Raw genomic sequence first — 22,964 nt, forward strand, 5'->3', positions numbered from 1 at the left:
CGACAGTCCACCGGCCAACCCGGTTTCCGGCCGCGCGGCAGTCATATCGGCCTGCCGAGTTAAGGGATCAGCCAGGTTGGGGAAATCCATTCCAAGGCAACCGCAACCAGGCCAATTGGTTCGGTAGTTGGCTGCATCACCGGAACGAGAAGGTGGGGTGGGGGACGTTGTCCTGTTGCAACTGCTCCGGGTCCTGGGGGAGTTCCTCCTGACGCGCGAGGCGCAGGCAAGACTGGGCATGCTGGGTCTGGCTCTTCTGGTCACGGTCACGGTGGGCGTACGGGCCCGTCATGTCGGTCTCGCCGTCGGTACGGCCGTGGTGTTCACGCTGCTGATGACTCAGGCCTGACCCCGGAGGGTTTGCAGCACCGGCTCAAGCGACTCCACGATCACCGCGGCGCCGGCCTCTCGCAGGAGCTTGGCCTTCCGGGCGTTGCGCGCGTAACCGAGGAAGGACACCCCGGCGCGAAGCGAGGCTTCGTGGTCGGAGGGGGTGTCGCCGATCATCAGGGCGTCCGTGGGGGCCGCTCCCAAGGCGTTCAGGGCGCGGTTCAGGCAGTGCGGGTGCGGCTTGAGGTGGTGGAGGTCCTGGGTGCGGCCGTAGATGTGGGGGACGAAGCAGGAGAGGAGGGCTCGGCTCTTCAGGTACTTGCGCGCCACCCGCGGCGAGTTGTTGGTGGCGATGGCCAGGCGGGAGCCGAGCGCCGTCCAGGTGCGGATCAGCCGATCGGCGTACGGCGTGGGCCACGCGGAGGCGGCGGCCCGCAGCTCCTCCTGGGTGAGACGTTCCTCCAGCTCCGCGACCAGGTCGCTGCCGGGATGCCGGCGGTCCACGGCGCGCAGGACCATGTGCGGGTCCAGCGACTCCCGTTCGGCGTCCGTCAGCAGGCCGTGCAGGCCCCGGCTCTCCAGCCACTTCACCAGCTCGGTCGCCACCCGCTCCGACGAGTGCCCGGCGAACAGGCGGCAGATCGGTCCGTCGAAGTCCCAGAGCACGACACGCGCGCGCGTGATCAGGTTCCGCAGTTGATCGGTCTCTTTCCCGGGCTCTGCTGGCATCGGTTCAGTCTGCGTCGTATCAGAGGTCACTAGGAGAGTGTCAGGTCCGTGGTGATGGTTTCCCAGAGGGCGTCGAACCACTTCTGGGATTCGTCCACGAACGCCGCGTCCCGCCGGCCGGTCGCCTTCTCGAAGGAGAACAGCAGGGATTCGGTGCCCATGACGTCGTACATGTCCAGCGTCCCGCCGTCCGCGAGCTCCTCGCGGCGGGTGATCATGTAGTACGCGATCAGCGCCTCCGTGCCGTTGAGCAGGTAGAGCTTGACCGGCGGGGTGAAGGGCAGCGCGCGGAAGGTCACGTGCACGTCGATGCCGTGGGTGGCGCGCAGGGCGTTGAGGTTGTGCCGCAGGACGTGGCCCTGGGCGTTGCGCTGGGCGAGCCAGCGCTGGTGGACCGGGTCGTCGTCGCTGTGCCGGTCCACCGAGATCGGGAAGGCCAGGTTGATGTCCCGGGACGGCAGCAGGATCCGCACGTCGATCGACTCGGGGTGGATGCGCCCCTCGTGGATCAGGCGGACGGGTTCGCCGAGCGCCAGCATCAGGGTCTCGGCCGTCAGGCATGCGGCGTCGATCCGCACCTGCCGGGCGGAGAAGGCCTCCGCGAGCCGGGGCGCGAGCCCCACCATCGTCGGCTGGGGCTCGGTGGGGCCCGGGGCCGGAGCCGCGATCCTGGGCGGGCTGCCCTTGCTCACGTTGCTGAGCAGGCCGTCCTCCTGGAGTGCCCGCACGGCCTGGCGGACGGCGCCGCGCTCCACCCCGAACTCCTCGGCGAGTTCGGCCTGCGTGGGCAGGCGGTCGCCCGGCTTGAGCTCGCCGACGCGGATCCGTTCCCGCAGGGTGTCGGCGATCTCCTGGGGCGAACTCCTTCTGCTGCCGTTCACTGCCACGTTCTCCTGGGTCACGACCAAACGCTACAACTTTGATCCATCTAACGGGAGTTGTTTGAAACTTGTTTATGGGTACGAGCCAAGTGGGGACAACTACAACGGAGTTGGTTGCCAACTTTATTGAGTTGGCGGAAGTTTTGCCTCCTTACCCCCCACGCCCGTCCCGCCCAGGAAGCCCGAAGGGGGAACCGCCGTGCCTGTCATCGCTCTCCTCTCCGCCGTCTTCGTCGTCGGCTTCGAGCAGCTCGTCCAGTGGAAGTACGGCGCGATGGGGATCACCGGCCTGCTGCTGCTCACCATCGGCACCAAGGCCAAGAGCCCGGCCGTCAGCTCGATGGGGGCACTGGTGCTGGCGCTGCTGGTCGCCGGGCCCGCCCTGTGAGTCGTACGGCGCCCAGATCGGCCCCGGGTGGGAGACGTCAGCTCGTGAGCAGCAGCTCCGAACTGATCGTCTCCCACAGTGCGTTGAACCACAGATGCGACTGCTCGACGAACGTCGTGTCACGCAGTCCGGCGCCCTGCTCGAAGGCGAACAGCATCGACTGCGTGCCCTCCGCGTCGTACATCTCCAGGTGTTCGTGGTCGATCTCCTCCTCGCGCCGCCGCAGCGTGTAGTACGCGAAGAGCGCCTCCGTGCCGTTGAGCAGGTAGAGCTTGACCGGCGGGGTGAAGGGCAGCGCGCGGAAGGTCACGTGCACGTCGATGCCGTGGGTGGCCCGCAGGGCCAGCAGGTTGTGCTTGAGCACCTGGCCCTGGGCGTTGCGCTGGGCCAGCCAGCGCCGGCGCAGCCGGCCGGCGGCGGAGGCGTCCACCGGAGCCGGGAAGGCCAGGTCGATGTCCCGGCTGGGCAGCAGGACGCGGACGTCGACCTTGGCCGGTTTCAGTCGCCCGGCGTGGATCTGACGCAGCGGCTCGCCGATGGCGAGCGTGAGCGAGATTGCGGTCAGGCACAGGGCGTCGATCTCGACATGCGGGGCCGCGAAGGCGTCGGCGATGCGGGGCGCGAGGGCGGCCGTGGTAGGCAGCGGCGGGGCCGCGCGGCCGGTCAGCGCCCTGTCGGGGTCGGGCGCGACGGTCGCCGGGCTCCCTTTGGACATGTTGGTGAGCAGGTGCTCCGACTGCAGGATGCGCAGGGCCTGCCGTACTGCTCCGCGCTCGACGCCGAACTCGTCGGCCAGTTTGGCCTGTGTGGGCATGCGCTGGCCCGGCCGCAGCACACCGGTCCTGATCCGGTTCCGCAGTTCGTCGGCCACCTCGCGGTGTGACTTCTGTGGCCGTTGTGCCCTCTTCCGTCCAGGGACGGAGGCGTGTTCCGGGTCCACGGCCAAACACTACAACTTCTCGCCATCTCCGAACAGTTCACAGGAAGGTGGTTATGAGACGCTTCCAAGTGGAGATAAGGACAGTGAAGTTGGTGGCCAACTTGAGCAACATGGTCAAACTTCAAGAGTGTTGGCCACCAGGGTGACAGTTGGGAAACGCCGGAACCGGGCACCCTTCCGGAGGGGAGCCGGGAGCTCGGTCGGTCAGCGCCAACCGGAGCACAGCCACAACTCAACACCGCGGCACAGCCACAACTGAACAGTCGTCGCACAGCCACAACCGAACATCGTTTCGCACAGCCACAACTCAACAGCCACAGCTACGGATGCGTCCCCTGTCGTCGGCAGGAAGGAGCGCTCAGAACATGTCCGGGCACCAAGGCCGCCTGGACGTACGCAGCAGGGCGTCGGCCACTCGGGCGGCGCCCGCTCGTTCTTCCTGGACCCGGCCCAGCGCCGCAAGCCGCACCGCCGACTCGTCACCGAGCCACAGGGCCGCCAGCTCACCCACCTCCAAGGTCAGGTCCGCGCTCTGCGTCGTCGGCGTGCAGGACGCCCCGTCGGCCGCCGCCTCCAGCCGCAGGCGCCCGCCGGTCAGCCCGTCCCGGTCGACGATCTCGAGCACCAGCGAACCCGCCCCCTCGTACGTCCGCGCCTCCAGCGCCCGTACGACGTCCAGGATCCGCACCCACAGGAAGTCCGCCTGCGTGGTGATCCTGGCCGCCCGCGGGTCCGGCAGGAAGAGGGGGAGCAGGTCGTCGGGGGCCCGCCGGCCGCTCTTGACCTGCGTGATCCAGTCGATCGAGCACAGATGCCGCCACAGGGCGCGCTCGGCGGCCGGGGTCACCGCGATGAGGTCCTTCACCTTGGCCGTGTCGAGCGGCTGCTTCGCGTCCCCCCAGTGGTTGTCACACACGTAGGTGACCAGCCCCTCCACCGTGCCGTCCGCCCCGCGGTACACGGCGTGGAAGGGCTCGGTCCAGGCGACGCGGTCCACGCGCAGCGCACCGGTGCTGACCTGCCACCAGCGCTCGGTGCGGTTGACCGCGCCAGGCTGGATGCGCCGCAGCCGCTCGTGCAGTTCGGGGCCGATCTTGCGTACGTCCTCACTGTCCACGAGGTCGATCCGGCCGCCGTCCTCCGGGCCCGACCAGCGGGGGTCGAGGCCGGCGCGCGGCACGTCGACCGTCCACTTCGTCGTCCAGGTGGCGGGGCCGAAGCCGTAGCGGCCGTAGATGGGGTACTCGGCGGCGATCAGGGTGGCGACGACGTCGCCGCGTTCCTTCGCGGCCGCGAGTTCCTGGGCCATCATCCGGGTGAGCAGGCCACGGCGCCGGTGGGTGGCGGTGACGGTGACGTTGGTGATGGCGTCCGCGGGGACCGGGGTGCCGCCGACGGCCGTGAGCTCCTGGGGGAAGGAGCGGAAGGTCGCGACGCAGCGGTGGGCGTCGAAGGTGCCGAGGGTGCGGGACGGGACGATGTACGAGCGGCAGTCGGCGATCTCGCGGTCGGAGACGTCGGGGGTGCGCAGGAAGCCGGTGTTCAGGGCGCGGAGCCAGTCGGGGATCTCGGCCTCGGTGATCAGGCGTACGTCGATGTCGGAGCGGCGGCCAGTCATGGGTCGACGGTAGGTGGACGGGGCTCCGGGTGTCGCGGGGTTTTCGCGCCCCGCCGCCCACGCCCCGCCGCCCTCGTCGGCTCAGAAAGCCGCCCGTATCCGCCCCACCTCGCGGCCCCCGCCCAGCAGCGGTGCGTGCCCGATCCGATCCACCACCGGCGAGTCCACCCCCATCAGCGTCAGCGCGCGCGCCAGCACCGGACCCAGGGCCCGGCCGGCCCCGTCCTCGACCTTGAAGGCCAGGGCCCGGCCGTCCGGGAGGGCGACCGCCTGGACCGCCTCCGCGCCCATCTTGGACAGGGCGCCCGGGACCTCGCGCATCAGCCAGGTGTCGGGGCGACGGGTACCGGCGACGTACTCGGGGTGGGCGCGCATGGCGTCCGCGACCCGGCGCTCGGGGGTGCCGGGGTCGGCGAGGACGAAGGAGCGGTAGGCGCGGGCCAGGCCGGTCAGGCTGATCGCCATCAGCGGAGCTCCGCAGCCGTCCGTGCCGACCGCCGCGACCGGCTCGCCGGCCGACTCCTCCACAACCCTGTGGATGAGCTGCTGCAGCGGGTGGGCGGGGTCCAGGTACGACTCCAGCGGCCAGTCGCGCAGCGCGCACGCCGCCAGCATCGCCGTGTGCTTGCCGGAGCAGTTCATCACCACCCGGTCGCGGACCGCCCCGGCCGCCAGGTACGTCTCCTTCTCCTCCTGGTCCAGAGGCAGGTCCGGCGGGCACTGCAGCTGCGCCGGGGTCAGCCCGTGCTCGTCGAGCATCTTGTGGACCAGGTCGCGGTGGAAGGTCTCCCCCGAGTGGCTCGCGGCCGCGAGCGCCAGCCGCTCCCCGGCCAGGTCCAGGCCGGCCCGCAGCACGCCCGCCGCCTGCATGGGCTTGTTGGAGGAGCGCGGGAAGACGGGGGACGTCACGTCCCCGAGCGCCAGCTCCACCGACCCGTCCGCGCCCAGCAGGACCAGGCTGCCCCGGTGCCGCCCCTCGACGAACCCGGAGCGGACGACCTCGGCGAGGACGGGGGGTGCGGCGGGGGCGGACGGGGACGACGGGGCGGCGGACGCGGACGACAGGGCGGCGGACGCGGACGACAGGGCGGCTGACGCGGACATCGGCGGTGGCCTCCGGGGACAACAGGCGAAAACATGGGGAGACCTGCCCCGCGCGGGGCCTGGGATCTCCAGGGCCACCGCGTCACATGAGCAGGTCGTCCACTTGTGCTTCCCCTTCACGGTACCTGCGGGCGATTTCCGCGCTGCAGTCGTCGGCCGTGCGCTGCAGCTGCTGCCGACGCTGGGACACCTGCTGTTCGTACCGCACGAGCCGCCCCATCGCCGCGCCCAGCTCCAGGTCGGTGCGGGCGTCGAGGTCCGACAGCTCGACCTCGGCGAGCATCTCAGCGGCCAGTTGCCGGTACTCCTCGCTGTGCGGCGTGCCGAGTGTCACATGCCGGGCGGAGGAGCGGTGCCGGGCGGGCGCGTCCTTGAGGATCTCCGCGAGCCGCTCCACGACGGACACCTGCCCGGCCGAGGACGCCTCCTGCGTGTCCACGACAGACGTGGGACCGCGCCGGGCCAGCTCCGCGCGCAGGATGTCGATCCGCCCCTGCAGCAGCCGCCGTACGTAGCTGAGGTCGGCCTCGTCGCGCTGCGCCTGCCGGCGCAGGGTGCGCAGCTCGGGAAGGCTCAGCGCGGTCAGGTCGAGCTCCGGCGGATCCATGGGCAGCCACGGGCTGTCGGTGCGCTGCACGGGTGGCCGGTGGATCTCCGGACCTCCCGCACGGGTCAGCGAGACCGCCCCGGGCGGCTGCTCTGTACTCGATGTGCTCATGCGCCTCAACCGTCCCCTCGACCGGCGCGTACGGAAGCATCGTGCCACCCCAACTGGCCACTATGTGACCGAGTGCCCCCGATCGGCCCCAGATGGGGGGTTACGGATCAGAAAGAAGCACGATATGGACCGGCTGCGGCCCACCGCCGACCGCCCGGCATCATGGTCGGCATGCGTGCAGTGGTGCAGAGAGTGGACGGCGCGAGCGTCGTCGTGGACGGCGAGACGGTGGGGGCCATCGAGGGCGAGGGGCTGTGCGTCCTGGTCGGGGTCACCCACGAGGACACCAAGGAGAAGGCGGCGCAGCTCGCCCGCAAGCTCTGGTCGATCCGCATGCTGCACGACGAGAAGTCGTGCAGTGACACGGGCGCTCCGCTGCTGGTCATCAGCCAGTTCACGCTCTACGGCGACGCCCGCAAGGGCCGCCGCCCCACCTGGAACGCGGCTGCCCCCGGCGATGTCGCCGAGCCGCTGGTCGACGAGGTGGTCGCCCAGCTGCGCTCCCTGGGCGCGACGGTGGCGACGGGCCGGTTCGGCGCGCAGATGCGGGTGTCGCTGACGAACGACGGCCCGTTCACCGTCCTGCTGGAGATCTGAGCCCGCCGACGCCAGGGCCCCTCTGACAATTCGGGTCGGATCAGCCCGCGGCGTCTGGTGCCGTGCATCGCAAGGCGGAGGATCGCCCGCGTACTGGGCGTCCGCGGGCGTGCCCGACAACGCAGCGAGGTGCGGTGCCAGGTGTCGCGGGCCCGGCGGGAATTGTCGGACAGGTCCTAGCCGGCTAGGGCTCGACGACGACTTCCTGCGCCGCCGCCGTCTCCCCCGCCACCAGCCGCGCGTCCACGGGTACGTTCCGCTTGACCAGGGCGAGGGCGACCGGGCCGAGCTCGTGGTGGCGTACGGACGTGGTGACGAAGCCGACCCTGCGGCCGTCCGGGCCCTCGTCGGCGAGGCGGATCTCGGTGCCGTGGACCGGCAGGTGCACCTCGCTGCCGTCGAGGTGCAGGAAGACCAGGCGGCGCGGCGGCTTGCCCAGGTTCTGGACCCGGGCGACGGTCTCCTGCCCCCGGTAGCACCCCTTCTGGAGGTGGACCGCGGTGCCGATCCAGCCCAGCTCGTGGGGGATCGTGCGGTGGTCGGTCTCGAAGCCGAGCCGCGGGCGGTGCTGCTCGACGCGCAGCGCCTCGTAGGCGAGGATCCCGGCCGGCGGACCGGCCTTCTCCGCGTACGACTCCAGGTCCGCGCGGGGCAGGAACACATCACGGCCGTACGCGGTCTCCCGTACGACGACGCCCTCGGGCACCTCGGTGATCGAACCGGCGGGCAAGTGCACGACCGCGAAGTCTGCGGTGCGGTCGGCGACGTCGACCCGGTAGAAGAACTTCATCGACTCCAGGTACGCGATCAGCGCGTCCTGGGTGCCGGGCTCCACGTGGGCCCAGACCGTCTCGCCGTCGTCCACCAGGTAGAGCGCGTGCTCGATGTGGCCGTGCGCCGACAGGATCAGCGCCTCGGTGGCCTCGCCCGGGGGCAGCTCGCTGACGTGCTGGGTGAGCAGCAGGTGCAGCCAGCCGAGCCGGTCCTCACCGGTGACGGTGACGACACCGCGGTGGGAGAGGTCGACGAATCCGGTGCCGCCGGCGAGGGCGCGCTGCTCGCGGAACAGCTCGCCGTAGTGGGCGGCGACGCCTTCGTCCACGCCCTCGGCGGGGACGGCGCCGGGCAGGGACAGCAGGGGGCTCTTCATGGACCCAAGCCTACGTCTTGGTAGTTGAGTCCTTGAGTGAGCAGTCCTTGCACCGGCCGAAGATCGCGAAGTGCTTCATGTCCGTGTCGAACCCGAACTCCTCCCGCAGCTTGGCGGTGAACTCGGCGGCCACGTCGAGGTCGGCCTCGATGACGTTCGTGCAGTCGCGGCAGACGAGGTGGATGTGGTGGTGCCGGTCCGCCAGGTGGTACGTCGGCGCGCCGTGCCCGAGGTGGGCGTGGCTGACCAGCCCGAGCTCCTCCAGGAGCTCCAGGGTCCGGTACACGGTGGAAATGTTGACCCCCGACGCCGTCTTCCTCACCTCGCTGAGGATGTCGTCGGGGGTCGCGTGCTCCAGGGTGTCCACGGCTTCGAGCACGAGTTGCCGCTGCGGGGTCAGCCGGTAGCCGCGCTGCCGCAGGTCAGTCTTCCAGTCGGTGCTCACCACACTGAAAGTCTAGGACGAGTGCGACGGCGCGCTTACTTGAAGAAGGCGATCCCGTCATCCGGCAGGTCGTCCGGGAGGGCCTTGGCCCAGCGCTCGACCTCCTCCGGGGTGACGACCTTCTTCAGGTGGGCCGACATGTAGGGGCGCAGCTCGACCTCGGGGGTCTGCTTCTCGCCGACCCACATCAGGTCGCTCTTGACGTACCCGTACAGTCGCTTGCCGCCGGTGTAGGGGCGGGAGGCGGCGGTGCGCGCCACGGCGTCCGTGACCAGGTCGATCTGCGGCTTCTTGTCGGCCAGCTCGCCGTACCAGATCTCGACGACGCCGTCGTCGCGGGTCATCGTGACCTCGACCTTGCGGTCGGCGTCGATCCGCCAGAAGCCGTGCTCGGACTCCAGCGGCTTCACCTTGTTGCCGTCCTTGTCCAGCACCCAGGTGTGGGAGTCGTACTCCAGGAAGTCCCGCCCGTCGTGCGTGAAGGTGACCTCCTGGCCGAAGTTGCACTTCTCGGAGCCGGGGAAGTCGTGCACGCCCGCACCGGCCCAGTTGCCGAGCAGAAAGGCGAGGGGGACCAGGTCCTTGTGGAGGTCGGACGGGATCTCGATCATGAGCAGCTTTTCGTCGTGGCCGTCGGGGAGGTCGGGGTCAGCGCTGGCCCTGGTACAGCTTCTTCACGGTCAGTCCGGCGAAGGCGAGGACGCCGACGCAGACCAGGACCAGCAGGGTTTCGAAGAAGATCTCCACGGGGTGCTCCTCGGTTGAGCAGGGTGCGGTACGTACACAGGGCCGGGCCCAGCTTAGTCGGCGGGGGCCCGGCCCTCTTGGCGAGGTGCGCCCACAGGCTCAGTCGAGCAGCTGGGTCTGCAGGGTCATGGGCCGCGTCCGGGAAGTCGTCGTCGTAGACGGAGACGTCGGCGCCGCGCACCGTGCAGCCGGGGCTGTTGTACTGGGCGAGCGAGCCGGAGAACAGATCGTCCACGAGGGGGATCCGCGTGCGCGTGCCGTCCTTCGTGGTCCAGCCGCGGGCGGCGACGTGCCGCAGACCGTGGTCGGTCAGCTGCTGCCCGAAGCGCTCCTCCACGCGTACTCCGCGAGGAAGTCCCGCGTCGCCAGCCAGCCGTCCCTGCCGCGCAGCGCCCTGTCCCCCCGGGCGCCCGCGGGCGCGGGCAGCCTCGAACTCCGCTGCCGGTACTTCTTCAGATCTGTCCGGTACTTCCTCGGGTCTTTCCGGTACTTCCTCGGATGTTTCCGCTACTTCCAAGACGTCCTCCGACTACTTACTTTCAAGACGTCCCCCCACAGAACGGGAAGCGCGCCTTCCGGATGCGCGCTTCACAGGAGACCCATGGGTAACGTCCGGAGTGGTAAGGATGGTGATTACGATTCGGACATGGCAAAGAAGCTCGTGATCAAGGTGACGGCGGGGGCCGATGCCCCCGAGCGCTGCTCGCAGGCGTTCACGGTCGCGGCGGTGGCCGTGGCCAGCGGCGTCGACGTCTCCCTGTGGCTGACCGGCGAATCCTCCTGGTTCGCGCTGCCGGGCCGCGCCGCCGAGTTCGAGCTGCCGCACGCGGCCCCGCTGCCCGACCTGATCAACTCGATCCTCGCGGCCGGCCGCATCACCCTGTGCACCCAGTGCGCGGCCCGCCGCGAGATCACGGAGAAGGACGTCATCGAGGGCGTACGGATCGCGGGCGCGCAGGTCTTCGTGCAGGAGGCACTGGGCGACGAGACGCAGGCGCTCGTGTACTGAGACGCTCGTGCACCGAGACGGGTGAGCTGAGCCGGTGGTGTCTAGCGGCGCTTCTTGCCGTCCAGCTCGTCCCACCACTCGTCGGACTTCGGGTCGCCGGACGGGTCGTCCCACCAGCGGTCCTCGGGCCCGCGCCGGTTGGCGACCATGGCGGCGAGCGGCGGGATCACCATGGCCACCACGCACATGCCGACCGCGACCGGGACGGACCAGATGCGTACGACGCCCCAGGCCAGGATGAACAGCGCGAGGCAGATGCCCATCATGGCGAAGTACACGTGCCGTCGTCGTGCGTACATACCTCCAGCGTAGGTCCGCGCCGCCGGTCGCGGACATGCCGAAGGGCCGCGCCCCAGGTGTCCAACCCGGGGGGCGCGGCCCTTCAGCCGTTCTCAGCCGTACGCAGCCGTACTCAGCCGTTCACAGGACACCTCAGACGGCGATCGCGACCTCCGCAAGGCCGCCCTTCTGGGCGACGACCGTGCGGTCGGCGGTGGCGCCGGGGACGAGGGCGCGCACGGTCCACGTGCCCTCGGCCGCGTAGAACCGGAACTGGCCCGTGGCGGAGGTGGGGACCTCCGCGGTGAACTCGCCGGTCGAGTCCAGCAGGCGGACGTAGCCCGTCACCGGCTCGCCGTCGCGGGTCACCTGACCCTGGATCGTCGTCTCACCGGGCTTGATCGTCGAGGCGTCCGGGCCGCCGGCCTTCGCTCCACACATGTCGTAACTCCTGAAGAGGTCTTGAAAGGTCGGTCGGGATTCTTACTTGGCCGGGCCGAGCTCGATCGGCACGCCCACCAGGGAGCCGTACTCGGTCCAGGAGCCGTCGTAGTTCTTGACGTTCGGGACCTCGAGCAGTTCGTGCAGCACGAACCAGGTCAGCGCGGAGCGCTCACCGATGCGGCACAGGGCGATGGTGTCCTTGGACAGGTCGATCTGCTCCGCCTCGTAGAGGGCCTTGAGCTCCTCGTCCGACTTGAAGGTGCCGTCGTCGTTGGCGTTCTTGGACCACGGGATGTTGCGGGAGGTCGGCACGTGGCCGGGGCGCTGCGACTGCTCCTGCGGCAGGTGGGCCGGGGCGAGCAGCTTGCCGCTGAACTCGTCGGGCGACCGGACGTCGACGATGTTCCGCTTGCCGATCGAGGCCACGACCTCGTCACGGAAGGCACGGATCGAGGTGTCCTGCGGCTTGGCCTTGTACTGGGTCTTCGGGCGCTCGGGAACCTCGGTGCCGTCGACCAGCTCGCGAGCGTCCAGCTCCCACTTCTTGCGGCCGCCGTCGAGGAGCTTGACGTTCTCGTGGCCGTACAGCTTGAAGTACCAGTAGGCGTACGCGGCGAACCAGTTGTTGTTGCCGCCGTAGAGGACCACGGTGTGGTCGTTGGCGATGCCCTTCTCCGACAGGAGCTTCTCGAAGCCCTCCTGGTCGATGAAGTCACGGCGGACCGGGTCCTGGAGGTCCTTGGTCCAGTCGATCCGGATGGCGTTCTTGATGTGGTTCTTGTCGTAGGCGGACGTGTCCTCGTCCACCTCGACGATGGCGACGGTCGGGTCGTCCAGGTGCTGCTCGACCCAGTCGGCGTCAACCAGGACGTCGCTGCGGCTCATGCTCAATCTCCTCCGGGGCAGTTGCGGCGGGGCGTGCGAGTGAAAGGGGCGCAGGTACGCGGTTCAGCGCTGGCGTACGCGGCGCACGGGTGGCCCCGGGTCAGGTGCGGGGCCGGCGATACGGGAGAGCTCCCGCTCAGAAGGGGCGACAGAGCATGGCGGCGACGCGGCACAGGTCTACTGCCCGCCGCTTCGTGAGATCCGCCTGTCGCTTCATGGCGTCGATGGTAGGGACGGACAGCGGGGCGTGTCACCGTCGTGTCGCATAGTGAGACACGATCGTCCGGGATGCGGGAACGAAACGGCGCCCGGGCCGCCGCCGCACGGCTTCCGGGCGCCTGATCAGACCGTCACATCTGCGGTGCGGACGAGGGTGTCTCACCTGTCGGACATCCGTCCGATCCACCGCACGTCGTCCTACCCGGCGAGCTTGACATTCGAACCCTTCACGGTGATCTCGACGCCGTCCTTGGCGGCCTGCACCTTGTCCAGCTGGATGCCGCCCGGCAGCTGGTCGATCGCCTGCTGGAAGTCGGTGATCGCCCGGATCCGGCTCTCGGCGAGCTCGACACCGCCGAACTTGGGCAGGGTGTCGGCGTGCACCTTCACCGTGTTGTTCTGGACGGTGACCGAGCTGAGCACGTAGACCGGGTTGGGCAGCTTGGTGCCGAACACGGTGGCCTCGACCGCGACCTTGATCTTGCCGTTGCCGCCGTCGGACAGGCCGACCACGCGGGCGGTGACACCGGGGGCGACCTGGGTGGGCTCGGACTTGGCGGTCTTCAGCAGCTCGTCGTAGGCGATCGTCGCGCTGCCGGTGGCGGTGGACGCGGTCGCGGAGCTGTAGTCGCCGGAGAACTCGACGCCCTTCATGTCGGCCTTCAGGTCGTCGATACGGATCTTCTGGGAGCCCTTGCCGGACGCCGCATCGTAGTCCTTGATGCCGACCTCGACGTCGTCGAGCTCGCCGCTCGCCACCTGGGTGAGGAAGGGGAAACCCTTGATGGACACGTCCGGCGTGCTCGCCAGGTTCTCCGTCGTTTTCAGCTTGTCGGCCGCCTGGCCCTCGGCGAAGTGCACCGCGAGCCGGTCGGCGACCACGAACAGCACGCCCAGGATCACGACGACGATCAGAAGTATTCGCAGCGCGCGCATGTTTCCCCACCTAGGCGGTCCCCTTGACGACCGGGTGGCCGTCAGGCGCGAGCGTAACCCTCAGGGGAAGCCCGAGCGGGACATTGTTGATCATCTGTGACAGGCGGGCGGTGCCGCTCACCGCTACCCCAGCGCCCGCCCCAGCACCCACACCACCGGCGCGGCAGCCGACAGGGGCAGAGCGACCCCCGCCGTGAAGTGCACGAAGCGCGAGGGGTAGTCGTAGGCGGCCACCCGGTGGCCGATCAGCGCGCACACCGCGGCGCCCGCGCCGAGCAGCGCGCCCTTCGCGCCCAGCCCCGTCAGGCCGCCGACCGCGATGGCCGCGCCCGCCGCCGCGAGCAGCGAGACGACGACCGAGGCCACCGTCGGCAGCGGCAGTGCACGGGCCAGGATCGCGACGGCCACCGCCGCCGCGCCGATCGCCACCGCGTCCGCCCCGGCGGCCAGATATCCGGTCGCGACGATCGACAGCGCCGCCGAGGCGACGGTCGCCATCAGGCCGTACATCCGCTCGTCCGGGTCGGCGTGGGATCGCAGTTGCAGGACGAGGGAGAGCAGCACCCACACCCCGAGCGTGCCGAGGATCGCGGCCGGCGCGTGCTCGCGGCCCGCCGCCAGCACCGCCACGTCGGCCGCGAGCGCCCCCGCGAAGCCGAGAGCGATGCCCTGCCGCGCGGGCCACATGCCGTTCAGCCGGAACCAGCCCGCGGCCGTCACGGCCTGGAGGAGGACGAGCGGTACGAGCAGGGCGTACGAGCCGATCTCCGCGGTACCGGCCAGCAGCAGACCCAGCAGGGCCGTGAGCCCGGCCGGCTGCATCCCGGGGTCGATGATCGGCGAGCGCCCCTCGGCCCGGGCCCGCTGGGCGTCGGTGACGCGGGTGTTGCCGCCGATGGTGGCGGGACCGTAGGCGGGCTCCGCCTCGGGCGCCCCGGCAGGTGCCGAGGACGCCGGGTGCTGGGGCTGGGGCTGGTGCTGCGGCTGCGGTCCGCGGGGCGGCGGGGTATGGGCGGGCGCCACTGCGTAGCCCGCACCGCCCGGGACGCCGTGGGCCGCCGGCTCCTGGTACCCCTGCGGGGGCAGGTACGCCGTCTCCGCCGCGGCGGCCGGCTGCTGCGCGTGGGTCTGGGTCTCCCAGGTCTGCCCCTGCCACTGCTGCGTGTACTGCTGGGCCGCCTGCGGATCGTCGTACGCCGGCTGCTGCCCGGGCCAGGCCTGCGGCTGCGGCTGCTGCTGTGGCTGGGGATGTGCCTGTGAGTACTGCTGCGCCTGCGGATACTGCTGCGCGTACGGGGCGTACCCCTCGTACGGGGACTCATAAGGAGACCCCTCATACGGCCGGTCGGTCATCGCTCACCCTCCTGCGAACGGGGGGAGCACCTCGACCGTGCCGCCCTCGGTCAGCCGTACCGTCTCATGTCCGCGCGTCCCCACGGGGTCACCGTCGATGAGGAACGAGCATCGCCGCAGGACGCGGGCGAGTTCGCCGGGGTGTCGCTCGCGCACCGCGTCGAGCGCCTCGGCGAGCGTCGCCGCCTCGTACGGCTCCTCGGCGACCCCGGCCGCGGCCTTCGCCGCCGCCCAGTAGCGCACCGTGACCTTTGCCATCCCGTCCCTCGAGTCATTCGGTAATGAACACCGTCAGGCTAGCCCGCCCGGGTCATGACCCATTCCCCGATGCGGTGCAGCAGGTCGTCGTCGGCCGCGTTTTCGGCGTGGCCCATGCCGGGCTCCAGCCAGAGTTCGGCGTGGTCACCGGCGGCCGCGGCCAGCATCCGGGGGTGGTCGACGGGGAAGTAGCCGTCCCGGTCGCCGTGGACGATCAGCAGCGGCGTGGGAGCGATCCGCGGGACCGCCTCCACCGGGGACAGCGGAACCGGCTCCCTCCCCCACTGCCTGAAGGGCGTGGGCGGTGCCCCCACGCGGTGGTGGATCCGCGTCCGGAGTCCGTAGCGGCCCACCAGACGGCCCTCGGGGCGGGTCACCAGCCAGTGCAGCCGGCGCATGGGGGCCGTGCCCCGGTAGTACCAGCGGGCCGGCGCGCTGACGGAGACCACGGCGTCCGTCCGTGCTTCCGTGCGCCCCTCCTGCTCCGCGCCACCCCGGGGGCCGTAGAGGGCCGCGTGCCGCAGCACCACCGAGCCACCCATGGAGAAGCCGACGGTCGCCACGCGCGCGTGCCCGAACTCCCGCGCCCACGCCACCGCCGCCGCCAGGTCGAGCACCTCGCGGTCGCCGACGGTCGAGCGCCCGCCGGAGGCCCCGTGGCCGCGGAAGGAGAACGTCACCACGGCCCCGTACTGCGCGAACGCCTCCGCCACCCTGCGCACGTGCGGCTTGTCCAGGTCGCCCGTGAAGCCGTGCGCGATGACGAACACCAGGTCACCGGAGGGTGCCGCCGAGGCGTCGCCAGGGGCGTCGTATACGGTCGCACCGCCCTCGTAAACGACGTCGACGGACACCCCGTCCGCCGTGCGCAGAAACGTCCTGACATGTGTACGTGGAGACGTCTCAGACTCCGGGACGAGCGGCGAACGCGCCACATGACCTGCCGAACCCGAGCTCATGTCGGCTATTCTGCTGGGTAGAGGACTCGGGCAGCGAAGCCCCCGAGTCCTCTTGTGCTTTCGGAAGCGTTGTATACGACGCGGGAAACCGCAGGTGTACGGGGCCGTCGATCGCATAGTGGCTCCCCGGAGCCGCGCGGGTCCCAGGGGCGCGGGAGCCGCACGTACCGAGCAGTGCCGCATACGTCCTGGAAGGGACCGAGGAGGAACCAGACGTTATGGGCGAGCGAACCGTGCACGACCGTATGACGACCCAGGCAGGTGGGGCGCGATGAGTTCTCTGCTGCTCCTGACCAATGCCCTCCAGCCGTCGACGGAGGTGCTTCCCGCCCTCGGCCTGCTGCTGCACAACGTGCGCGTGGCTCCGGCGGAGGGACCCGCTCTCGTTGACACTCCCGGTGCCGACGTCATCCTCATCGACGGGCGGCGCGACCTGCCTCAGGTGCGCAGCCTGTGCCAACTGCTGCGTTCCACGGGCCCCGGCTGCCCGCTCGTCCTGGTCGTGACCGAGGGCGGCCTCGCGGCCGTCACCGCCGACTGGGGCATCGACGACGTCCTCCTCGACACCGCCGGTCCGGCCGAGGTCGAGGCGCGGCTGCGGCTGGCCATGGGCCGCCAGCAGATCGTCAACGACGACTCCCCGATGGAGATCCGCAACGGCGACCTGTCCGTGGACGAGGCGACCTACAGCGCCAAGCTCAAGGGCCGGGTGCTGGACCTCACCTTCAAGGAGTTCGAGCTCCTGAAGTACCTCGCCCAGCACCCGGGCCGCGTCTTCACGCGCGCCCAGCTGCTGCAGGAGGTCTGGGGCTACGACTACTTCGGCGGCACCCGGACCGTGGACGTCCACGTACGGCGGCTGCGCGCGAAGCTCGGCCCCGAGCACGAGTCGCTGATCGGAACCGTCCGGAACGTCGGTTATCGATTCGTTACTCCTGAGAAGGTGGATCGCGCCGCGGACGAGGCCAAGGCCAAGGCGGCCCGGCCAAAGCCGGATGATGCGGACACCGCAACCGCTCCGGTCACCGCGGAGGCCAGGGCGGAGGCATAGCGGCCGCTCGGGCAGGGCATTGCTTCCGCACAGCCAAGCTCTGATACGCCCTGCCCGGAGCGGATCCATCCGCGTAGACTCCGCGCGTGGCCAAGGTGACTCGGGATGACGTGGCGCGGCTGGCAGGGACCTCCACTGCCGTTGTCAGCTACGTCATCAACAACGGACCCCGGCCGGTCGCCCCGGCCACGCGCGAGCGTGTCCTCGCCGCGATCAAGGAGCTGGGGTACCGGCCCGACCGGGTCGCCCAGGCGATGGCCTCGCGGCGCACGGACCTCATAGGCCTGATCGTCCCGGACGCGCGCCAGCCCTTCTTCGGGGAGATGGCGCACGCGGTCGAGTGGGCCGCCGCCGAGCGCGGGAAGATGGTCCTCGTCGGCAACTCCGACTACGTCGCCGAGCGCGAGGTCCACTATCTGCGGGCCTTCCTCGGCATGCGCGTATCGGGCCTGATTCTGGTCAGCCACGCGCTCAACGACCTCGCCGCCGCCGAGATCGAGGCGTGGGACGCCCGCGTGGTGCTGCTGCACGAGCGGCCGGAGGCCATTGACGACGTCGCCGTCGTCACCGACGACCTGGGCGGCGCGCAGCTCGCCGTCCGCCATCTGCTGGAGCACGGCTACGAGTACGTCGCCTGTATGGGCGGCACGGCCGAGACGCCCGCGGTGGGCGACCCCGTCTCCGACCACGTCGAGGGCTGGCGGCGCGCGATGGCCGAGGCCGGGATCCCGACGGAGAGCCGGCTGTTCGAGGCGCCGTACAACCGCTACGACGCGTACCGGGTCGGGCTGGAGATCCTCTCCGGGCCGGACCGTCCGCCGGCGATCTTCTGCTCCACCGACGACCAGGCGATCGGGCTGCTGCGGGCCGCACGGGAGCTGCGGATCGATGTGCCCCGGGAGCTGGCGGTGGCCGGGTTCGACGACATCAAGGAGGCGGCGCTGGCGGATCCGCCGCTGACGACTGTGGCGTCGGACCGGTCGGCCATGGCTCGGGCCGCGGTCGATCTTGTGCTGGACGACGGGTTGCGGGTGGCCGGCTCACGGCGTGAGCGGCTGAAGGTGTTTCCGTCGCGGCTGGTTGTGCGCAAGTCCTGCGGGTGCGAGTAGCTCCGCCGGTAGCGCCGTGTTTCTGCGGGTCGGCTTGCGACAAGGTTCGTCCGGTGCCTGCTCTCACCTCCCTGCCCCAAACCCCGCGCTTCCCCGCTTTCCCAAGTCTCCGGCGTCTTTATATCGGGCATACGCGGTTCTGTCGGGCTTCTCAGCGGGGACTCAGGCGCCTCTCATGATCGCGGGGCACTCTCTATGTCATGACCGAGAGCATCCGCCGCAGCGGCGAGTACGACTACCCCCCGGGTGACGGACCCCAGTCCGCGTACGCCCAGCAGCACGCCTCCTCTCCCGTGAACCCCGAGTGGCCGCCCCCGCCGGCGTACGAGCCCGCGCAGCCGGTCACCGCCGAGCCGGGCACCACCGTGTGGCCGTCCCAGGCCGCGGCCCCCGCCTCCCCTGCGCCGGCCGCGTTCGCCGAGGGCGGCGGCCAGGGCGCGTACGGCGGTCACGGCGGCGGCACCGCTTTCCTGTCATCCGTCCCGGCCGAGCCCGCGCCGAAGAAGCGCGCCAGGGACCCGGTCGCCCTGCTCGCCGCCGTGGCGCTCGCCGCCGCTGCCGTGGGCGGCGGCACCGCCTACGTCTTCCAGGAGCTGACCGGCAAGGACGCGGTCGCCTCCAGCGGCACCGGCACCGCTGTGGTGCCGTCCAGCCAGCGGGGCAGCATCGCCGCGATCGCCAAGGTGGTCAGCCCGAGCGTCGTCGAGATCAACGCCACCCTCGGCAACGGCACGTCCACCGGCTCCGGCGTGATCATCACCAGCGACGGCGAGATCGTCACCAACAACCACGTCGTTGCGGGCGCCTCGTCGATCAAGGTGAGGACCAGCAAGGGCAAGACGTACACCGCGCAGGTCGTCGGCACCGACAGCTCCAAGGACCTCGCCCTGATCAAGCTGGAGGGCGCCTCCGGTCTGAAGGCGGCCGCCCTCGGCAACTCCGACGGGGTGCAGGTGGGCGACCAGGTCGTCGCGATCGGCTCCCCCGAGGGCCTGACGGGCACCGTCACCAGCGGCATCGTCTCCGCCGTGAACCGCGACGTGACCGTCCCGACCGACGAGAACCAGGGGCAGGGCCAGGGCGCCGGCCGGTGGCCGTTCCAGTTCGGCGGCCAGCAGTTCAACGGCGACACCGGCTCCTCCACCACCACGTACAAGGCGATCCAGACGGACGCGTCCCTCAACCCGGGCAACTCCGGCGGCGCGCTGATCGACGCGAACGGCAACATCGTCGGCATCAACTCCGCGATGTACTGGGCGACTTCGAGCTCTCAGTCGTCCGGCGCCGGCAGCGTGGGCCTCGGCTTCGCCATCCCGATCAACACCGTCAAGTCCGACCTGGCCAAGCTGCGCTCCGGCTCCCGGAGCTGAGCGGGCAAAACGGCCCGGGCGAGCGGCCCGGGCAAACGACAAGGAGTACGACATGATCAAGCACGTTCTGCACGAGGTGGCCGACGACGTGGCCGGCCCCGCCGACACCGCCCTGGCCGTGACAGAGGCGAAGGAACTCCACACCCCGGCAACGCGGGCGCCCGAGACGGCCGTCCCGGAACTGATGGGCCTGCGCACCTCCGCCGTACGCCACCACCGCCACAAGGTGCCGCTGAAGCGGCTGGCGGCAATGCGGGGATGAGCGGGCGGCGTGCTTCACCCGACAGCCCCGGAACATGCGAGGCTGAGAGCGTCCCACCCACGACCCACGCACCCTGAGGAACAGCGAGCGATGAGCCCCGCCGATGCTGACCGTGACCCCCAGCGCATCCTGATCGTCGACGACGAGCCCGCGGTGCGCGAGGCACTCCAGCGCAGCCTCGCCTTCGAGGGGTACGACACCGAGGTCGCCGTGGACGGCGCGGACGCGCTGGAGAAGGCGACCGCGTACAAGCCCGACCTGCTGGTCCTCGACATCCAGATGCCGCGCATGGACGGCCTCACCGCCGCCCGCCGGATCCGCGGCGCGGGCGACACCACGCCGATACTGATGCTGACGGCCCGCGACACAGTCGGCGACCGGGTCACCGGGCTCGACGCGGGCGCCGACGACTACCTGGTCAAGCCGTTCGAGCTGGACGAGCTGTTCGCCCGGATCCGCGCGCTGCTGCGGCGCCGCTCCTACGCGGCGGCCGTGGCGGGCGCGGCCGACGACAACGACGTCCTCACCTTCGCCGACCTGCGCATGGACCTCGCCACCCGCGAGGTCACGCGCGGCGGGAGGCCGGTGGAGCTGACCCGCACCGAGTTCACGCTGCTCGAGATGTTCATGGCCCACCCGCGCCAGGTGCTGACCCGCGAGCAGATCCTGAAGGCGGTGTGGGGCTTCGACTTCGAACCCTCGTCGAACTCCCTTGACGTGTACGTGATGTATCTGCGCCGCAAGACCGAGGCGGACGGCGAGCCGCGGCTCGTGCACACCGTGCGCGGGGTGGGGTACGTCCTGCGACAGGGCGGCGCCGAGTGAGGAAGGTGGTACGGCGAGTCCGCTCGCTGCCCATCCGCTCCCGGCTGGCGCTGCTGGTGGCGGCGGCGGTGGCCTTTGCGGTGGCGGCGGCTTCGGTGACGTGCTGGTTCATCGTGCAGGGAAAGCTGTACGACGAGATCGACCACCGGCTCGCGGGCACCAACTTCGCCAGGCAGCTGGACGCCGCCTCCGTGACGGCGCTCCGCGCTACCTGCCCCCAGGCGCCGGACCCCTCCGACAACGACATGCGGCAGACGTTCTTCTACCTGCAGCTCGTGACGGCGGAGGGCAGGGCCTGCGTGATCCCCCAGTCCGCGGGCGTCATCAAGGCCACGGCCACGGACAAGGATGCGGCCGCCGCCCCCGACCTCCGCATCCGCACCTTCCACAACACCACCGACAGAGAGGGCAACGACGTCCGCGTGGCGATCGTCGCCATCCCCGTGGAGCCCGGCCCCGGCGTCCAGGCCTACCCCGGTGTCGTACTCACCGTCGGCCTCTCCCTCAAGGACACCGAAAAGACCCTCAACGACCTGGCCCTGCTGCTCCTCCTCGTCTCCGGCATTGGAGTCGTCGGCGCCGGAGCCGCCGGTCTCGCCGTCGCCCGCGCCGGTCTCCGCCCCGTCGACAAGCTCACGGAAGCCGTCGAGCACGTGGCCCGCACCGAGGACCTGACCATCCGCATCCCTGTGGAGGACGACAGCGAGGACGAGATCGCGCGCCTGTCCCGCTCGTTCAACTCGATGACGTCGGCCCTGGCCAGCTCCCGCGACATGCAGCAGCAGCTCATCGCGGACGCCGGTCACGAGCTGCGTACGCCGCTGACGTCGTTGCGCACCAACATCGAACTCCTCACCCGCAGCGAGGAGACCGGCCGCCCGCTCCCGGAGGGGGACCGCAAGGCGCTGCTCGCGTCGGTGAAGGCGCAGATGACGGAACTGGCGTCGCTGATCGGCGACTTGCAGGAGCTGTCGCGTTCGGAGGGGCAACGGGGCGAGCGCGTCCAGGTGATCGCGTTCCACGACACCGTGGACGCGGCGCTGAGCCGGGCCCGGCTGCGCGGCCCGGAACTGACGATCACGGCGGACCTGGACCCCTGGTACGTACGGGCGGAGCCGTCGGCGCTGGAGCGCGCCATCGTCAACATCCTGGACAACGCAGTCAAGTTCAGCCCCGAGGGCGGCACGATCGAGGTCGTCCTCGACCGGGGCGGCCTGACCGTCCGCGACCACGGCCCCGGCATCCCCGCCAACGAACTCCCCCACGTCTTCGACCGCTTCTGGCGCTCCCCGAGCGCGCGGGCCCTGCCGGGCTCGGGCCTGGGCCTGTCCATCGTCGCCCGCACGATCCAGCAGGCCGGCGGCGAGGTGACCCTGGCCCCGGCCGAGGGCGGCGGCACGGTGGCGACGGTACGTCTGCCGGGTGCGCCGACGCCGCCGCCCGATGTGAGCGGCGCTTCCTGACGCTCAGCGGAAGCCGGCTCTCACGGGGCTTCAGGCGGGCCGCGCCACGGAGTCAGGCAGTCACCGACGCGCCCTCGAGCGCCTCGACGAACGCCGCCCACGCGGACGCGCCGACGACGAACGCCCGGCCGTCCGGGACCTTGCTGTCGCGGACGGGGACTATGCCGGGGTAGCCGTCGGCGACCTCGACGCAGTTGTTGTCTCCCCCGTCGCTGTAGCTCGACTTGCGCCAGGCGGCGGTGCTGAGGTCGGGGGTGTGTGTCATGATCTGTGCTCCTCCAGTACGTCCCTGATGAACGTCAGCGATTCCGACCGGGACAGCGCCAGATCCCGGAGCCGATCGTCGCATTCACGGTGTGGAGGTGCCCGTATGACGCCACAGCCCACGGCAGAGCACCCCGGTCCCCGGCACGCTGCGGCTGCTCCCCTTGACCACTCCCGAGGGCAAGCCCTGTTACCTGAGCACCGACAGCGCCCACAGCACGTTGTCGCTGCTCGCCGACGAGATCGAGGCCGCCCAGCTCCGCTGCGGCGAACAGGTGCCGGCCGGTGCCGGAGCCGTCCTGGCCGACGCCAAGGCGGGTGAGCACGCGGTGCGCTTCGCCCTCGTGCGGGCCGTGGAATCGCTCGCGGACGTGCTCCGTGTCGCGGTCAGCCGGGGCGAGCGCCTCTGAGCGCACGAGCCGCAGGCGCCGCCACGTGAGGTGAGAGGCCTGGCCTGGCCGATCGCCAGTTGGGGGCCCTCGTCTACGACCAGGATGCGGTCCGCGTCGGGGGCCGGGGTCGGGTCGTGGGTGATCAGGATGGTCGTGCGGCCGGTCGTCCGAGGTGATCGCGCCGTCGGCGGCCCGCTCGTCCTGGGAGAGGGGGTGTGCGGCTCAGGGCACGGGCGACG

Annotated in this window: 29 protein-coding genes; 11 read left to right on the forward strand and 18 right to left on the reverse strand. The window is 70.7% G+C overall.

Going from position 1 to position 22,964, the window contains the following annotated elements; translation table 11 throughout:
• Positions 1 to 157: 157 nt before the first annotated feature.
• On the forward strand, positions 158 to 349 hold the full coding sequence (locus ABZV31_RS31450; protein WP_355900285.1) for a hypothetical protein: 192 nt from the start codon (positions 158 to 160) through the stop codon (positions 347 to 349).
• Here ABZV31_RS31450 and ABZV31_RS31455 read toward each other — a convergent pair.
• A complete protein-coding gene (locus ABZV31_RS31455) occupies positions 340 to 1,140 on the reverse strand; it encodes an HAD family hydrolase (RefSeq protein WP_355900286.1) in 801 nt (266 codons plus the stop codon). The genes ABZV31_RS31450 and ABZV31_RS31455 overlap by 10 nt on opposite strands.
• Entirely contained in the window at positions 1,089 to 1,967 is an 879-nt protein-coding gene (locus ABZV31_RS31460) for a winged helix-turn-helix domain-containing protein (protein ID WP_355900287.1), read from the reverse strand. The genes ABZV31_RS31455 and ABZV31_RS31460 overlap by 52 nt, the downstream gene beginning before the upstream one ends.
• A gap of 172 nt (positions 1,968 to 2,139) precedes the next feature.
• Here ABZV31_RS31460 and ABZV31_RS31465 point away from each other — a divergent pair, with 172 nt between their 5' ends.
• A complete protein-coding gene (locus ABZV31_RS31465) occupies positions 2,140 to 2,328 on the forward strand; it encodes a hypothetical protein (protein ID WP_355900288.1) in 189 nt (62 codons plus the stop codon).
• A gap of 37 nt (positions 2,329 to 2,365) precedes the next feature.
• Here ABZV31_RS31465 and ABZV31_RS31470 read toward each other — a convergent pair whose 3' ends face one another.
• From ABZV31_RS31470 to ABZV31_RS31485, 4 genes are all read right to left on the reverse strand, one after another.
• Positions 2,366 to 3,274 carry a GntR family transcriptional regulator gene (locus ABZV31_RS31470; RefSeq protein WP_355900289.1) on the reverse strand — a complete coding sequence of 303 codons (909 nt, stop codon included), beginning with the start codon at positions 3,272 to 3,274 and terminating at the stop codon, positions 2,366 to 2,368.
• Positions 3,275 to 3,626: 352 nt separating this feature from the next.
• The gene (locus ABZV31_RS31475; RefSeq protein WP_355900290.1) at positions 3,627 to 4,886 is read right to left on the reverse strand and encodes a GNAT family N-acetyltransferase; all 1,260 of its coding nucleotides are present in this window, start codon (positions 4,884 to 4,886) and stop codon (positions 3,627 to 3,629) included.
• Positions 4,887 to 4,967: 81 nt separating this feature from the next.
• Positions 4,968 to 5,990, reverse strand: coding sequence for an asparaginase (locus ABZV31_RS31480; RefSeq protein WP_355900291.1), 1,023 nt, complete (start codon positions 5,988 to 5,990; stop codon positions 4,968 to 4,970).
• An 82-nt stretch (positions 5,991 to 6,072) separates the two neighbouring features.
• The gene (locus ABZV31_RS31485; protein WP_355900292.1) at positions 6,073 to 6,708 is read right to left on the reverse strand and encodes an aerial mycelium formation protein; all 636 of its coding nucleotides are present in this window, start codon (positions 6,706 to 6,708) and stop codon (positions 6,073 to 6,075) included.
• 171 nt (positions 6,709 to 6,879) lie between these two features.
• Here ABZV31_RS31485 and dtd point away from each other — a divergent pair, with 171 nt between their 5' ends.
• Positions 6,880 to 7,305: a D-aminoacyl-tRNA deacylase gene (dtd, locus tag ABZV31_RS31490; protein ID WP_355900293.1), complete on the forward strand. Its 426-nt coding sequence runs from the start codon at positions 6,880 to 6,882 to the stop codon at positions 7,303 to 7,305.
• Positions 7,306 to 7,489: 184 nt separating this feature from the next.
• Here the strand turns inward: dtd and ABZV31_RS31495 are convergent, their stop codons facing one another.
• The 3 genes from ABZV31_RS31495 to ABZV31_RS31505 are packed head-to-tail and all read right to left on the reverse strand — an operon-like array spanning position 7,490 to position 9,511.
• Positions 7,490 to 8,455 carry a folate-binding protein gene (locus ABZV31_RS31495; RefSeq protein ID WP_355900294.1) on the reverse strand — a complete coding sequence of 322 codons (966 nt, stop codon included), beginning with the start codon at positions 8,453 to 8,455 and terminating at the stop codon, positions 7,490 to 7,492.
• 10 nt (positions 8,456 to 8,465) lie between these two features.
• On the reverse strand, positions 8,466 to 8,903 hold the full coding sequence (locus tag ABZV31_RS31500; RefSeq protein ID WP_355900295.1) for a Fur family transcriptional regulator: 438 nt from the start codon (positions 8,901 to 8,903) through the stop codon (positions 8,466 to 8,468).
• A 32-nt stretch (positions 8,904 to 8,935) separates the two neighbouring features.
• Positions 8,936 to 9,511: an FABP family protein gene (locus tag ABZV31_RS31505; protein WP_355900296.1), complete on the reverse strand. Its 576-nt coding sequence runs from the start codon at positions 9,509 to 9,511 to the stop codon at positions 8,936 to 8,938.
• Between the two features lie 782 nt (positions 9,512 to 10,293).
• Between ABZV31_RS31505 and ABZV31_RS31510 the strand changes: the two genes are divergently transcribed.
• Entirely contained in the window at positions 10,294 to 10,656 is a 363-nt protein-coding gene (locus ABZV31_RS31510) for a DsrE family protein (RefSeq protein WP_355900297.1), read from the forward strand.
• A gap of 41 nt (positions 10,657 to 10,697) precedes the next feature.
• On the opposite strand, the gene ABZV31_RS31515 is transcribed toward ABZV31_RS31510, so the two are convergent.
• The 8 genes from ABZV31_RS31515 to ABZV31_RS31550 form a co-directional block, all read right to left on the reverse strand.
• Complete coding sequence (locus tag ABZV31_RS31515; RefSeq protein WP_355900298.1) at positions 10,698 to 10,955, reverse strand: DUF3099 domain-containing protein; 258 nt, start codon at positions 10,953 to 10,955, stop codon at positions 10,698 to 10,700.
• Between the two features lie 133 nt (positions 10,956 to 11,088).
• Positions 11,089 to 11,376: a DUF1416 domain-containing protein gene (locus ABZV31_RS31520; protein WP_028421436.1), complete on the reverse strand. Its 288-nt coding sequence runs from the start codon at positions 11,374 to 11,376 to the stop codon at positions 11,089 to 11,091.
• A gap of 42 nt (positions 11,377 to 11,418) precedes the next feature.
• On the reverse strand, positions 11,419 to 12,264 hold the full coding sequence (locus tag ABZV31_RS31525; RefSeq protein WP_355900299.1) for a sulfurtransferase: 846 nt from the start codon (positions 12,262 to 12,264) through the stop codon (positions 11,419 to 11,421).
• 136 nt (positions 12,265 to 12,400) lie between these two features.
• On the reverse strand, positions 12,401 to 12,481 hold the full coding sequence (locus ABZV31_RS31530; RefSeq protein ID WP_350751515.1) for an Ms5788A family Cys-rich leader peptide: 81 nt from the start codon (positions 12,479 to 12,481) through the stop codon (positions 12,401 to 12,403).
• Between the two features lie 200 nt (positions 12,482 to 12,681).
• Positions 12,682 to 13,419, reverse strand: coding sequence for a DUF2993 domain-containing protein (locus ABZV31_RS31535; RefSeq protein WP_355900300.1), 738 nt, complete (start codon positions 13,417 to 13,419; stop codon positions 12,682 to 12,684).
• 123 nt (positions 13,420 to 13,542) lie between these two features.
• On the reverse strand, positions 13,543 to 14,772 hold the full coding sequence (locus ABZV31_RS31540; RefSeq protein ID WP_355900301.1) for a hypothetical protein: 1,230 nt from the start codon (positions 14,770 to 14,772) through the stop codon (positions 13,543 to 13,545).
• Between the two features lie 3 nt (positions 14,773 to 14,775).
• Positions 14,776 to 15,030, reverse strand: a complete 255-nt coding sequence (locus tag ABZV31_RS31545) for a MoaD/ThiS family protein (RefSeq protein ID WP_355900302.1) — start codon at positions 15,028 to 15,030, stop codon at positions 14,776 to 14,778.
• 38 nt (positions 15,031 to 15,068) lie between these two features.
• Complete coding sequence (locus ABZV31_RS31550; protein WP_355900303.1) at positions 15,069 to 15,989, reverse strand: alpha/beta fold hydrolase; 921 nt, start codon at positions 15,987 to 15,989, stop codon at positions 15,069 to 15,071.
• Between the two features lie 271 nt (positions 15,990 to 16,260).
• On the opposite strand from ABZV31_RS31550, the gene ABZV31_RS31555 reads away from it, so the two are divergent.
• From ABZV31_RS31555 to ABZV31_RS31580, 6 genes are all read left to right on the forward strand, one after another.
• Positions 16,261 to 17,040, forward strand: a complete 780-nt coding sequence (locus ABZV31_RS31555) for a response regulator transcription factor (protein ID WP_355900304.1) — start codon at positions 16,261 to 16,263, stop codon at positions 17,038 to 17,040.
• 86 nt (positions 17,041 to 17,126) lie between these two features.
• Positions 17,127 to 18,149 (forward strand): LacI family DNA-binding transcriptional regulator, encoded by a 1,023-nt coding sequence (locus ABZV31_RS31560; RefSeq protein WP_355900305.1) that lies wholly within the window; start codon positions 17,127 to 17,129, stop codon positions 18,147 to 18,149.
• Between the two features lie 200 nt (positions 18,150 to 18,349).
• Positions 18,350 to 19,519 carry a trypsin-like peptidase domain-containing protein gene (locus tag ABZV31_RS31565; protein ID WP_355900306.1) on the forward strand — a complete coding sequence of 390 codons (1,170 nt, stop codon included), beginning with the start codon at positions 18,350 to 18,352 and terminating at the stop codon, positions 19,517 to 19,519.
• Positions 19,520 to 19,571: 52 nt separating this feature from the next.
• Positions 19,572 to 19,781: a hypothetical protein gene (locus ABZV31_RS31570; protein WP_355900307.1), complete on the forward strand. Its 210-nt coding sequence runs from the start codon at positions 19,572 to 19,574 to the stop codon at positions 19,779 to 19,781.
• Positions 19,782 to 19,871: 90 nt separating this feature from the next.
• Complete coding sequence (locus ABZV31_RS31575) at positions 19,872 to 20,606, forward strand: response regulator transcription factor (protein ID WP_355900308.1); 735 nt, start codon at positions 19,872 to 19,874, stop codon at positions 20,604 to 20,606.
• Complete coding sequence (locus tag ABZV31_RS31580; protein WP_355900309.1) at positions 20,603 to 22,069, forward strand: HAMP domain-containing sensor histidine kinase; 1,467 nt, start codon at positions 20,603 to 20,605, stop codon at positions 22,067 to 22,069. Before ABZV31_RS31575 ends, ABZV31_RS31580 begins: the two co-directional genes overlap by 4 nt.
• Before the next feature lie 52 nt (positions 22,070 to 22,121).
• Here the strand turns inward: ABZV31_RS31580 and ABZV31_RS31585 are convergent, their stop codons facing one another.
• Positions 22,122 to 22,334 carry a DUF397 domain-containing protein gene (locus tag ABZV31_RS31585; RefSeq protein ID WP_355900310.1) on the reverse strand — a complete coding sequence of 71 codons (213 nt, stop codon included), beginning with the start codon at positions 22,332 to 22,334 and terminating at the stop codon, positions 22,122 to 22,124.
• Between the two features lie 163 nt (positions 22,335 to 22,497).
• Between ABZV31_RS31585 and ABZV31_RS31590 the strand changes: the two genes are divergently transcribed.
• The gene (locus ABZV31_RS31590; protein ID WP_355900311.1) at positions 22,498 to 22,743 is read left to right on the forward strand and encodes a hypothetical protein; all 246 of its coding nucleotides are present in this window, start codon (positions 22,498 to 22,500) and stop codon (positions 22,741 to 22,743) included.
• Positions 22,744 to 22,964 lie beyond the last annotated feature (221 nt).

It is taken from the genome of Streptomyces sp. NPDC005202, assembly GCF_040608235.1.
GTDB lineage: Bacteria > Actinomycetota > Actinomycetes > Streptomycetales > Streptomycetaceae > Streptomyces.

Excerpts from the sequence above, each read along its gene's own strand:
- ABZV31_RS31555 (WP_355900304.1), top strand. The coding sequence starts at position 16,261 with ATGAGTTCTCTGCTGCTCCTGACCAATGCCCTCCAGCCGTCGACGGAG.
- ABZV31_RS31565 (WP_355900306.1), top strand. The coding sequence starts at position 18,350 with ATGACCGAGAGCATCCGCCGCAGCGGCGAGTACGACTACCCCCCGGGT.
- ABZV31_RS31520 (WP_028421436.1), bottom strand. The coding sequence starts at position 11,376 with ATGTGTGGAGCGAAGGCCGGCGGCCCGGACGCCTCGACGATCAAGCCC.
- ABZV31_RS31495 (WP_355900294.1), bottom strand. The coding sequence starts at position 8,455 with ATGAAGAGCCCCCTGCTGTCCCTGCCCGGCGCCGTCCCCGCCGAGGGC.
- dtd (WP_355900293.1), top strand. The coding sequence starts at position 6,880 with ATGCGTGCAGTGGTGCAGAGAGTGGACGGCGCGAGCGTCGTCGTGGAC.
- ABZV31_RS31515 (WP_355900298.1), bottom strand. The coding sequence starts at position 10,955 with ATGTACGCACGACGACGGCACGTGTACTTCGCCATGATGGGCATCTGC.
- ABZV31_RS31535 (WP_355900300.1), bottom strand. The coding sequence starts at position 13,419 with ATGCGCGCGCTGCGAATACTTCTGATCGTCGTCGTGATCCTGGGCGTG.
- ABZV31_RS31525 (WP_355900299.1), bottom strand. The coding sequence starts at position 12,264 with ATGAGCCGCAGCGACGTCCTGGTTGACGCCGACTGGGTCGAGCAGCAC.
- ABZV31_RS31530 (WP_350751515.1), bottom strand. The coding sequence starts at position 12,481 with ATGAAGCGACAGGCGGATCTCACGAAGCGGCGGGCAGTAGACCTGTGC.
- ABZV31_RS31480 (WP_355900291.1), bottom strand. The coding sequence starts at position 5,990 with ATGTCCGCGTCAGCCGCCCTGTCGTCCGCGTCCGCCGCCCTGTCGTCC.
- ABZV31_RS31545 (WP_355900302.1), bottom strand. The coding sequence starts at position 15,030 with ATGGCAAAGGTCACGGTGCGCTACTGGGCGGCGGCGAAGGCCGCGGCC.
- ABZV31_RS31585 (WP_355900310.1), bottom strand. The coding sequence starts at position 22,334 with ATGACACACACCCCCGACCTCAGCACCGCCGCCTGGCGCAAGTCGAGC.
- ABZV31_RS31505 (WP_355900296.1), bottom strand. The coding sequence starts at position 9,511 with ATGATCGAGATCCCGTCCGACCTCCACAAGGACCTGGTCCCCCTCGCC.
- ABZV31_RS31575 (WP_355900308.1), top strand. The coding sequence starts at position 19,872 with ATGAGCCCCGCCGATGCTGACCGTGACCCCCAGCGCATCCTGATCGTC.
- ABZV31_RS31550 (WP_355900303.1), bottom strand. The coding sequence starts at position 15,989 with ATGAGCTCGGGTTCGGCAGGTCATGTGGCGCGTTCGCCGCTCGTCCCG.
- ABZV31_RS31510 (WP_355900297.1), top strand. The coding sequence starts at position 10,294 with ATGGCAAAGAAGCTCGTGATCAAGGTGACGGCGGGGGCCGATGCCCCC.
- ABZV31_RS31540 (WP_355900301.1), bottom strand. The coding sequence starts at position 14,772 with ATGACCGACCGGCCGTATGAGGGGTCTCCTTATGAGTCCCCGTACGAG.
- ABZV31_RS31475 (WP_355900290.1), bottom strand. The coding sequence starts at position 4,886 with ATGACTGGCCGCCGCTCCGACATCGACGTACGCCTGATCACCGAGGCC.
- ABZV31_RS31570 (WP_355900307.1), top strand. The coding sequence starts at position 19,572 with ATGATCAAGCACGTTCTGCACGAGGTGGCCGACGACGTGGCCGGCCCC.
- ABZV31_RS31485 (WP_355900292.1), bottom strand. The coding sequence starts at position 6,708 with ATGAGCACATCGAGTACAGAGCAGCCGCCCGGGGCGGTCTCGCTGACC.